The organism is Chthoniobacterales bacterium (assembly GCA_018883245.1).
Classification (GTDB): Bacteria; Verrucomicrobiota; Verrucomicrobiia; order Chthoniobacterales; family JACTMZ01; genus JACTMZ01.
Map to the genome: position 1 here is coordinate 1 of VEQL01000060.1, position 10,489 is coordinate 10,489.

The 10,489-nt window shown below is 62.5% G+C and carries 11 protein-coding genes; 1 reads left to right on the plus strand and 10 read right to left on the minus strand.

All coding sequences use genetic code 11. The features are described 5' to 3' along the window. From FGM15_12900 to FGM15_12930, 7 genes are all read right to left on the minus strand, one after another. A partial coding sequence (locus tag FGM15_12900; protein ID MBU3666756.1) for an amidohydrolase occupies window positions 1–307 on the minus strand: 307 nt, incomplete at its 3' end. Window positions 308–403: 96 nt separating this feature from the next. Next, window positions 404–1,462, minus strand: a complete 1,059-nt coding sequence (locus tag FGM15_12905; GenBank protein ID MBU3666757.1) for a rhamnose:proton symporter — start codon at window positions 1,460–1,462, stop codon at window positions 404–406. A 12-nt stretch (window positions 1,463–1,474) separates the two neighbouring features. Beyond that, a complete protein-coding gene (locus FGM15_12910; GenBank protein MBU3666758.1) occupies window positions 1,475–1,987 on the minus strand; it encodes a MaoC family dehydratase in 513 nt (170 codons plus the stop codon). Further along, on the minus strand, window positions 1,984–3,135 hold the full coding sequence (locus tag FGM15_12915; GenBank protein ID MBU3666759.1) for a CoA transferase: 1,152 nt from the start codon (window positions 3,133–3,135) through the stop codon (window positions 1,984–1,986). Before FGM15_12915 ends, FGM15_12910 begins: the two co-directional genes overlap by 4 nt. Beyond that, complete coding sequence (locus FGM15_12920; GenBank protein MBU3666760.1) at window positions 3,132–4,277, minus strand: extracellular solute-binding protein; 1,146 nt, start codon at window positions 4,275–4,277, stop codon at window positions 3,132–3,134. Before FGM15_12920 ends, FGM15_12915 begins: the two co-directional genes overlap by 4 nt. Continuing rightward, the gene (locus tag FGM15_12925; GenBank protein ID MBU3666761.1) at window positions 4,274–4,729 is read right to left on the minus strand and encodes a dehydratase; all 456 of its coding nucleotides are present in this window, start codon (window positions 4,727–4,729) and stop codon (window positions 4,274–4,276) included. The genes FGM15_12920 and FGM15_12925 overlap by 4 nt, the downstream gene beginning before the upstream one ends. Beyond that, the gene (locus tag FGM15_12930) at window positions 4,726–5,808 is read right to left on the minus strand and encodes a Gfo/Idh/MocA family oxidoreductase (GenBank protein MBU3666762.1); all 1,083 of its coding nucleotides are present in this window, start codon (window positions 5,806–5,808) and stop codon (window positions 4,726–4,728) included. The genes FGM15_12925 and FGM15_12930 overlap by 4 nt, the downstream gene beginning before the upstream one ends. Between FGM15_12930 and FGM15_12935 the strand changes: the two genes are divergently transcribed. Continuing rightward, the gene (locus tag FGM15_12935) at window positions 5,732–6,673 is read left to right on the plus strand and encodes an IclR family transcriptional regulator (GenBank protein ID MBU3666763.1); all 942 of its coding nucleotides are present in this window, start codon (window positions 5,732–5,734) and stop codon (window positions 6,671–6,673) included. The genes FGM15_12930 and FGM15_12935 overlap by 77 nt on opposite strands. A gap of 70 nt (window positions 6,674–6,743) precedes the next feature. On the opposite strand, the gene FGM15_12940 is transcribed toward FGM15_12935, so the two are convergent. The 3 genes from FGM15_12940 to FGM15_12950 form a co-directional block, all read right to left on the minus strand. Further along, on the minus strand, window positions 6,744–7,568 hold the full coding sequence (locus FGM15_12940; GenBank protein ID MBU3666764.1) for a BMC domain-containing protein: 825 nt from the start codon (window positions 7,566–7,568) through the stop codon (window positions 6,744–6,746). A 119-nt stretch (window positions 7,569–7,687) separates the two neighbouring features. Then, the gene (locus tag FGM15_12945) at window positions 7,688–8,866 is read right to left on the minus strand and encodes a Gfo/Idh/MocA family oxidoreductase (GenBank protein MBU3666765.1); all 1,179 of its coding nucleotides are present in this window, start codon (window positions 8,864–8,866) and stop codon (window positions 7,688–7,690) included. 389 nt (window positions 8,867–9,255) lie between these two features. Next, complete coding sequence (locus tag FGM15_12950) at window positions 9,256–10,170, minus strand: helix-turn-helix domain-containing protein (GenBank protein MBU3666766.1); 915 nt, start codon at window positions 10,168–10,170, stop codon at window positions 9,256–9,258. Window positions 10,171–10,489: the final 319 nt, after the last annotated feature.

The window sequence follows — 10,489 nt, forward strand, 5'->3', positions numbered from 1 at the left end:
TGCCGGCGAGTTTCGGGCTCGCGATCTTGTCGAGATAATCCCCGAAGCCGTCGTGCTCCGGGCGCCCCGACGCGACGACGCCGAGGATCGCGTTGCCCGCATCCCCGGCAAGCTCGCAGAAAAACCGCGCCTCCGCGGCGCTTTGCTCCGCATCGACCTCCATGAAAAGTGCGCCCGTGATGCCGCAGCCGGCGGAGGCTGCGCGGTATTCCTCCAGGCGGAAATTTCCGGCCAGTGCCGGGATGTCGCCCACCCAGGGGTATGAAAAGAGGTCGGGGTAAAGCAGGTGCTGGTGGGTGTCGATCATGTCAGAACCAACGGCATCCCGCGCACCGGCACTTGCATTCGTGGAGTTTCCCGGCGCTGATCGCGATGGCGGTGGCGTGGCGTTCCATGGGATTCACTAATGGGCGGGGACGGCTTCTCCGAGGTAGTTGCCATAAGCGAGGCAGAGCACGGCGGCGATCAGCACAATAACAGCGAGGGCGAGGCTGGCCCGGGTGCGCGGGCGGCAGGAAATCCATTCCCGCAGCAAAATGCCCGCGAACGTGCTGAAGAGCACCAGCATGATCATATGGACGCCCCAGCTGGAAAACTTGTATTCGCCCATCCGCACGTGGCCGAGTCCGTAAAAAAAGAATTGTCCATACCAGAGGCATCCGGTGAGGACGGCCATGGAGAAATTGAGCGGCAGGCGCTTGTTCTCGATACCGGCAGGCAGGTCGACGTATTCGCGCATCGTGCGGTGCCGCAGGTGCAACCAGAGGCAGTAGATGGCGGTGGTCAGGAATGCGCCCGAGTTGGAAAAGATGTAAATGGCGTTGCCCTCGAACTGCCCCGCACCGTGCTTGGCCGCAACGTCGGCGATCGGTTGTCCCGCCGACAGCGAAAATCCGTAAACCGCCGACAGCACGCCGGCGAGAAGACACAGCGGTATGCCTTTCGCGAGGTTGAACGAGTCGCTGCGGCCGCCGAGGTCGGCCTCTTTGAACCGGCCGGCCAACCCGGTGAGCAGGATCCCGCAGGCGCCGATCCCGATGCCGCCGAGCACAAAGCCCGCACCGGGCTTGCCGAAGACGACCGCAAGTTGCCCGTTGACCATCGGAGGGAGCAAGGTGCCCAGGACGCAGGAAATTCCGATGGCCAGCGCGTAGGTCATGGAGAACCCGATGTAGCGGATGGCCAGGCCGAACGCCGTGCCGCCGACGCCGTAGAGCATCCCGAGAAGGAAGGAATTGCGCATCGCGGACGACGGGGCTTCCGCGAGGACGGACATAAGCCCGGGGATCGTGAGCCAGGCTCCGACCACCGGCAGGATCAGCCAGCAAACGGAAGCCTGTGCCAGCCAGAAGGTCTGCCACGACCAGCCGCGTGCCGCCTTTTGCGGCGTGTAGCAAAGCGCCGCACACATGGCGCCTACCGCGTGCAGTCCTGTGCCGAGGATGGGGTCCGCAGGTGTCATAGTGGATGGAAGTCAGGCGTTGCCGCGCGCCGCCGCCGCATCGCGGTATTTGACGGTCTGCAAATGCTCGCAGTAAAGCACAAGTTCACCCTCGTTTTTGAACACCTCGTAGCTCGCGCGGTAAAGACCCATCTCGGGATACTTCGGCGTCTTCTCGAGGTCGGTCTTGATGGTGTAGATCGTGTCGCCGATGAAAACCGGCTTGATGAAGCGAAGCTTGTCATAGCCGTAGCTGAAGGCATTCACACAATTGGTGGCCACCAGCCCGAGTCCCACGCTGAAAACCATCGCCCCCGCCACGAGGCGCCGCCCGAACACCCCCTGCTCCCTGGCGAAAATCTCGTCGGCCACGTAGGGATGCATGTCGAGCACGAGCGCGTTGAACTGCATGGATTCGCCCTCGCTGATCGTGCGGCGGATGGAGCGGATGCGCCGCCCTATGACAATGTCTTCATACAGCCAGTCCTCCGCGTTCCAGATCGGGATCTCGCCGTGCTTCTCGGGGTCGGGGTTCGGGTTTTTCATGATGCGGTGTCGCTGATGGTTTCCCGGATTTCGGTCGTATGTTGGCCGATGGAAGGCGCACCACGGGACGAATTGAGGATTTCGCCGTCGATACGGATGGGACAGCGCGTGGTTGTGATCGGGGTGCCGCCGGGGCAAAGAACCACCTGTTCCATTCCGAGGGCGCGGTATCCTTCCGTGCGGCGCAACCGTGCGTAATCCAGCACCTCCGCGCACCAGATATCCGCAGGCTCGAGAATTCCCAGCCAGTGCGACGTCGGCCGGCCCGCCAAGTGGTCGCGAAGGATGGCTTTGATTTCATCGCGGCGATCGAACCATGTGGCGGGCTCGGCGAATTGCGCGAGCGCCGGGCATCCGAGCAGTTCGCCCAACCGCGGCACCGCCCCCATGGCAAGCGCAAGCCATCCGTCGGCAGTGCGGTAGATGCCGTAGGGCGCGCCGAGATAAGCGTGGGCATTGCTTTCCTTGCTGCGCCGCACCGGCTGTCCGCCGTCGTTCAGGTGCGTGGTCACGACCTCGAACTGCAGGTCGAGGATGGATTCCAGCAAGCTCACCTCGACCCGCCCACCCTGCCCGGTGACGCCGCGCCGGACGAGACACGCGAGGATGCCCTGGACCAGATGCGCACTGGCCGTGAGGTCGCCGACCGCGATGCCCATCGGCGTGGGCGGATCGCCGTCATTGCCGCTCAACCAGGTCAATCCGGACATCGACTGCGCGAGCAGATCCTGTCCGGGTTTGCCGGCCCACGGACCTTCGGTGCCGTAGCCCGTCACCGAGGCGTAAACCAGCTTCGGGTTCAAATTTTTGACCGCCTCGAAGTCGAGCCCGAGCTTGGCCATCACGCCGGGCCGGAAGTTCTCGATGAGCACGTCGGCTTTGGCGATCAAAGCGCGCACGACCGCGAGGTCGTCCGCATTCTTCAAGTCGGCGGCAAACCCCTCTTTGTTCCGGTTGATCGAGTGAAACAGCGTGCTTTCCCCCTCGACGCCGAGGTTGGTGATGTAAAGCTGCCGGCAAATGTCCCCACCTTGGGGGCGTTCGATTTTGATGACGCGGGCCCCGAGGTCGGCCAAACGCATGGCCGCGGCCGGCCCCGCGAGGAACTGGGAAAAATCCAAAACCGTCAATCCTTCGAGCGGTTTCATGACGGGACCTGCAACGAATCGCGGTAGATGCGCCCGAGGTCATCGAGCGTGGATTTGAGGCTGGATTTGCCGGCCACGAAGGCGTGCGCAACCGGGGAGGCGGCGTCTTGGAAGTGCATGTAGCCGGCGTAGCGCGGTCGCACAATCGCCTCGTCGAGGGTGGCCAGCGTGTCCTTGAAAAAATTGTTCGAGGCGGCGTTCACCCCGTCATCGGTCCACGCCCCCCGGTAGCCCGGCTGCCCGCCGGCTTCGAAATAAATCCCCCGCTGGGTCTCGGCCTCCGCCGTGAAGCGCGCGTAATCCGCCGCGACTTGCCGGTGCGCGGTTTTCGAGGAAACCGCCAGCCCCGCACCGCCGAGCGTGGAACGCAGCCGCCTGCCCCGGAAGCTCACGAGGCCGCCCGCTTTCAACACCTTGCGGGCGTAGCGGGGACGCGAGTAGTTCGAATAACCGTAGGCGAACGGACAATAGGCCGCCGCGTCGTCCCGCGTCATAAACTCGGCCGTGAGGATCGGATTTCTTTCGAACGACTCCGGCCCGCAGAGCTCCCCGAGTTCCTTCAGGCACTCGAGCGCCGCCGCCACCGAATCCGCCGGCGCAAATTCGCCGTCTGCGGCAAAAGCCGGCGTCCCGAGCGCCTCGCAGAACATGTAAACGTGCATGAGCACGTCCACCGGGAACAACGAAACCGCGACATGGCCGGCCCTCGCCAGCGCAAGCACGTCCTCCCACGTCGCGGGCAGCGGCAACCCGTGCGCGTCCATCAAATCCCGGCGCCATGTCGCGACGGGCGCCGCGGCGTCGGTCGCCAGCGTCCATTGGTGCCCGAGGTGCGAGTAGCTGTCGTGCGAACGCCCGACGGAATTCCGGCTCTGGTCCCCGAGGAATTCCGCCGGAAGCCATTCGTCGAGAGGAAGCAGGACACCCGACTCCGCGGCGATCGCGGTGTGCGGATGGTCCATCACGATCAGATCGTAATCCGCCGCGAGTCGGTCCATGGGCGCATCCGCGAAGGCCTGCAAGGAACGCTTCTCCCAAGTGATGCGGACCCCGGGGTGCAGTTCCTCGAAGCGCTGCGCGGTGGCGACCACGGAGGTGAAGCCGCGCGAGTGGTTCCAGGCGATGCCGCGCAGTTCGATCATGCCCCGGACGGAGCCTCCCGCCGCTCCACGAGCAGAAGGTGCTCGCAAGCCAGCACGGTTTCGCCGTGCTGGTTGGTGACCTCGAGTTTCTCCGTCACAATCCCGTGGGTCGGCCGCTTGTGGTCGCGCTTTGCCGAGACTGTGATTTTCGACGTGATGGTGTCGCCGATGAACACAGGTTTCGGGAACCGCAGGCGCTCGTAGCCGTAGGTCATCGCCCGCGGATTGATCTCGCCGGCCGTCAGGCCGACCGCGACCGAAAAGACCAGCGTGCCGTGCGCGATGCGCTCCTTGAACGGCTGGGTCGCGCACCACTCCTTGTCCATGTGATGCGGGTAGAAATCCCCGGTCTGTCCCGCGTGGAGCACGATGTCGGCCTCGGTGATCGTGCGCCCCGTGGTCACCCGCCCCGACCCGACCTCGTAGTCTTCGAAGAACTGTCCGGATGTCACGCGAGGAACCTCCCCGGAGGCACGCCGCCGACACGACTCGACTCGTAGGCCGCCTCGACGCACGCCATCGTCTTGATGACGTCCTCCACCGATGTCGGCATTTCCGGGGCCGAGCCTTCCTTGGCGCGCATCACCTGGGCCATCGTGCCGATGAAGGCCTCGGGGAACCACGAGCCCTCGATTTTGACCGGCGTCCACTCCGGCTCGCGCCCCTCCACGAGCGCACAATACTCGAAAGTGTCGCCGACGCCGCGGGGATAATCCATCAGCAGCCCGATCCGCGCTACGATCGCGCCCTTCGTGCCCTCCCACTTGAGGTAGCTTTCCTGGTGCTTCGCGCCGAACCGGTGGGAATGGTTCGTCGTGATCGTGGCGCGGACCGGATCCGGGTAATCCATGATGATGGAACTCGACACGCTCGCCAGCTTGGGCAGGGACGGATGCGGCACCGTGCGCGCCATCATGCTCCGCGGCTCCCCGAGAAACGACCGGAACAGATCGATGTAGTGGACGCTGTGGTAAACAATCTCGACGCGCGGGATACCCTCCAAGAAGGGGAACAGTCCCCACGGCGTGAAAACATTCAGCCGCATTTCCATGTCGAGCAGGTCGCCAATCACGCCTTGGGCGATGAGACTCCGTGCCGCGAGCACGAACGGGGCGTAGCGCAGCTGGCAATTGATCGCGGCCCGCAATCCCTTCTCGCGGCAGACCCGCAAAATTTCCCGCGCTTCCTCCAGATTTTCCCCCATGGGCTTCTGGATCAGAACATGCGAACCGTCCGGCAACGTCCGCAAGGCCTCCACGAACATCGAGGCCGGCAGGGCCAGGTCGTAGATCACATCGTCGGGGGCCTTCGCGACCATTTTGTCGAGCGAGTCGAACACCTCGCTGACACCGTATTCCTTGGCGAGGGCCTCGGCGCGGGACACCGTGCGGTTCATCATCCCCCACACGGGAAATCCCGCCAGGCGGTAGGCGGGCAAATGCGCGTCTTTGACAATGCCTCCCGTGCCGATGATGGCGATGGGAAACTTTTTCGCGGGAAGTTCGGGACGCGTGTTCAAAACGGGGGACATGTATACGCCAATCTCTCCGGCAAAAGTCTATTTTGCAAATAAAATTGTTCGAATCAGGGGGCCGTCCGTGCCACGATCTGCTCCCATGCCCGCAAAATCCTACCCGGTGCCCGCACTGGAAAAGGGGCTCGACCTCATCGAGGCGCTGGCTGTCAGCGCCGGCCCCCTCACCTTGACCGACCTGGCCGCCGCGGTGGGACGCGGCAACAGCGAGATTTTCCGCATGGTAAGCTGCCTGGAGGCGCGCGGCTACCTGCAGCGCGAGGCCGGCGGGGCGTATCGGCTCACGCTCAAGCTGCACGCATTGGCGCAGAGGCTCGAGCCGGTTGCGGAACTCGTGCGAGCCGCCGCACCCGAGATGAAACGGCTGAGCGAGGAGACGGGCGAGTCCTGCCATCTCGGCCTCCTCGACGGCACCGAACTCGTGGTGATCCACCGCAATGAAAGCCCGCGCCCCATCAGGCTGGCGGTGGAAGTGGGCGGACGCTTCCCCGCCATCCACACCGTTTCGGGGCGCCTTTTGCTTTCGGTTCTGGACGAGGCGGAGCGGATGCGTTTGCTGGGAGAAGACCCGGATTGGCGGGCACTGGGCGCCCATCGGCGGCGCCAGATGGAGAATGTCATCAGGCGTGTGGCCCGGACCCGCGTTTCCACCGCCCTGAGCGAAACGGTCGGTGGCGTTGCCGACACTGCCGTGGGTTGCGGGTTCGAGGGGACGCCTCTTTTCGCCTCGCTGGCCATTTCGGTGCTTTCGCCCGCGCGCGGGAAGATCGACCCCTTGCGACTCGTGCAGCCCCTTCGCAAATGCGCCGCCAGAATCCAAGAGCGTCTCGGCGGCACCTTGCGTCCCCGGCAGACGCGATAGACCACGTCAACAAAAGGTGCCGGGACAGGCTCCGATCAGGTTGGTCTTTCACCCGCACCGCGGGCGCGACTCAGGGCAGCAGCGCAATCAACCCCTCGTGCGGACGCGCGATCACGTGGGCGGCGATGACTTTGCCCAGCGGGGCGGCCGCCTGCGCTCCGGCATCCACCGCCGCTTTCACGGCGGCCACATCGCCGCGCACGATGATTGTCACGTAGGCCGCGCCGATCTTTTCCTTGCCCACGAGTTCCACGTTCGCAGCTTTCAGCATCGCGTCCGTGGCTTCGAGGATGGCGGTGAGTCCCTGGGTTTCGAGAATTCCGATGGCTTGTTGTTTTGCGTTCATAGGTTTTTGAGGAAAATCCGACGCACGCATCTCCTCGCGTCCGCCGTAAAGAGGATTGATGGTGTTCGGTTTGGTGTTGAGCAAGGGGATGTCGGAATGCGGGCGGGCCATCATCGCGGTGGTTGCCGAGGCCCCGAGCCGAGCAGCCTCTTGGCGTGCGGCGGCCAGCGCGGCTTCGGCATCGCCGGTCCCTGCGGCTGCGATGCGGATCATGATCATCTCGGTCCCGGTCGGCTCGAACCCGAGCAGTTCGATATCCCCCGCCTTGAGCATGGCATCGGCCACCAGCGCCGTGATGCTCAGAAACGGCGTTTCGGCAAAGGCCAATACCTTCGGTTGCGCGGTGACTGCCATGAAAATACGATTTCCCGCCTTTACCGGCGGCACTGATAGAATGACCGCGTCACGCCCGAAGTCGAGGAAAGGGTAAAAGATCTGGCTTCTTCGACGCTTCAAGTGGGCAAGAGCCATGGGGCCGGAAGATTGGTTCCGCCAGCTTTGAGGCAGGCGGCGACTCAGGAGCAATGAAAGTTGCGGAAGCTGGAGCATGGTCTCCGCAAGTTTCTCGAGTTTATCCCACGGTGACGCGTCGCCGGTGATTCACGTTTGGGCAACTTCCTTCAGCCAAAAGCCTCCATCATCGAAGATCCCGCCTTGTTTGGGGGGCATCATTCCGAACATGTGTGCCGCAGAGGTTCCGCAAGGGACTGCGCGCATAGCAGACGATTCGCATCCCGGGCGGACCTCATGACTTCTTCCAGATGATCGGCTTCAATCCACTCTTCCTCCGCCGGGACCGGGCCTGGCGGCAACGTGAAAATTTCCGCGGCGCGGTGGGCCAATTCGACAGCCTCCACGTGGGCAAGAGCCTGGCGCGGCGTGAACACTTTCACCTCCTCACCGGAAGCACGCTGCAAAACTCGCCGCATCATGGATTTTCTTAATTCGGGGCCGGTTTGGACGCCGCGGCGGAGAGCCGGTTTCCCCCCGCTGTGCAGTTCCCAACAATCCTCCACCCTCCAGAAAATCGAACCCCTGCTTCCATGGATCTGCAAATGGGGTCCGATTTGCCTGCTTGTGAGGTGTGAGAAATAGACATCCACTTGCGCGCCTGAATCCGTAGCCCAGCGGATGCTGGCGGTGTCGCAGGATTCAATGGCGTGTCTGCGGAAGAGCGCCGCCTGCGCCGAGAGCGGCCTCGCCGGATTGCCGCGCGTGTCACCGGCGAAGACCAGGGCCATGTTGAGAAAATGGGCCAGCGCGTTGTTGAAAGGCGAGTCGAAGACGGGCCGGCCCGCGTCATAAAGCCGCCCGGCCCAAGTGTTGCGTCGATAATATGACCTCGGGCGACCCCAGATGGCAAAGGCGCTGACCCGTTCCACAGCCCCGATTTCACCGGACGAAATTGCCGACAGAATCTCCGGCACGGCCTCGCCATACATGTCTTGATAGCCGACAGCGACGAACCTGCCGCTGCGTTCCTCGGCCTCGACAATACGCAGCCCGTCGGCCACGGATCCGGCCAGAGGCTTTTCCACGAGGACATTCCACCCGGCAGCCAGCGATGACACCGACAAGTCCGCATGAAACGGAATGCCCACAGGCAGCACCATCAGCTGGAGCTTTTCCCCGGCCGTCATGAGTTCTTCCCACGAACGGTAAATCCGGCATGCGGGCGCACCGGATTTGAGAAAAGCAAGATGTGAAGCGTCGGCCGCCGGATCCACAACGACCGCGGCCGAAATTTCCGCCGTGCCCGCCTGCTGCTCGTCGAGAAGCAGCTCCAAAAGAGCGCGCCCGTATCCGCCGATGCCGACAATCCCTACTTTGACAGTGTTCTTAGCCATGAATTCGCAGAGGAGATCCGGTGCCGGTCAACCCTGCAACGGGCACCGTTCAACGTGCGATCGTTGCATGATCCCCGGGTTCCGGCTCGTCATATCCGTTCGCATGATCGCGTGGAATGCCGGGCGCCCGCTGTGTGGCACCGGACCATTATTCAAGCAGCCACGTGCGGTTCTGGATTGAAAGGTGCAAGATCGGAACCACAGGTTTTTGGGAACTGAGCGGGAGAGCAGACTGCCGCGCTCGCCTCTGAAATAAGAATAAAACTCCCGGTCATAATTGCGCAAGTCTTGCCGGCAAAGAGAGCGCGTGGAGCCGTCGGCACCGAGCGGATCATGCTCGCCGGGCTTCCGGCATTGGAGACTTTCAAACTGCCCGGCATTCCCACAGATCAGGCTTTCGCCGGTCTTTTCCCGGCCCGTGCAGGCTTGGCTTTCTTTCCTCTCTTGCGGAACTCGCGGGGCTGCATGTGGAAGTTTTCCCGGAACCGCCGGGCAAAATAGTTGCTGTCGGCAAAGCCGCAGGCCGCGCTGATTTCCGTGATGTTGAGTTCGGTGTCGAGCAACAGATTCTTGGCCACGCGGAAGCGCTGGCGGAGGACGAACTCCTTCGGGCTGATCCCGTAAACCTCTTGGAAAAGGGCCGCCAGCGTGCGCTGCGAAACCTCCGCCACCCCGGCGATTTCCCGGTTGTCGAACGGGCGGCTGATGTTTTCGTTGATCCATTGCACCACGCGGGCGACTTTCATGGGCAGCGCGTGCGCGTTGTTTTCCGAGTGCTGCTGCTCGTAGAGGAAAATCAAACGGGCGAAAATTTCCGTCACCCGAGCGACCGCCGTGATCTCCACCGCCGGGTGCGGATCGCGCAGGGAGATCAAAACACGGATATGGTCCATGAAAATTTGGAAATCTTCCTTGTCGATCACCAGGCGGGCGTCGTAGTTGCGCGTCCGCCGCAAAGTCGGTTCGATATGAAAGAGCGCGTGAAAGCCGATGTGCGATTGCAGCGTAGTCGGGAGGCTGTTCCAGATTTCCGGACGGTAGCAGAAATTGCAAAGAAGGAGGCGGCGTGTGCTCTCATAGGAGTGCTGGATGCCGGGATGGATCACATACACCGACCGCTCGCTGATGCTGTATTTCCGGCTGCCGACCACTTTGGTGCCGGTGCCGCGCCGGATAAATGCCAAGGTTGAGAAGTCTTCCTGCACGTAAAAAGGGACGTCTCTGTGCCCGGCATCCATGATCGCAGCGACGTGGGGGCACCGGGTTTGCAACCCCTTCAAATCACTCCACGCGTAACGAATCATTGTCGCAATGTCCTGCTTTTCACCTTTTTTCCAAGAGAAAACCTCACAGTTCTTGTCACTCAAAGCGGCAACTTCAAGGAATTAGTGGGTAGTCTTTTTATGCTAAACTTTGCCATTTATTCCGTTTGAAAAAGCGAGCATAGCGCCGGAGATTTGGCGTATTAAGTCAACTCGCAAACTCACATCCCCATGACCACCATGAACATCAAAACAACATCCCTGCTCACCCTGTGCTTGGTCGCCGTGTTTTCACTCGGCAATGCTCAGGCGCAAACGATCACCGTGTCGACATTGTCGAACGCGCCGACCAATTCCACAT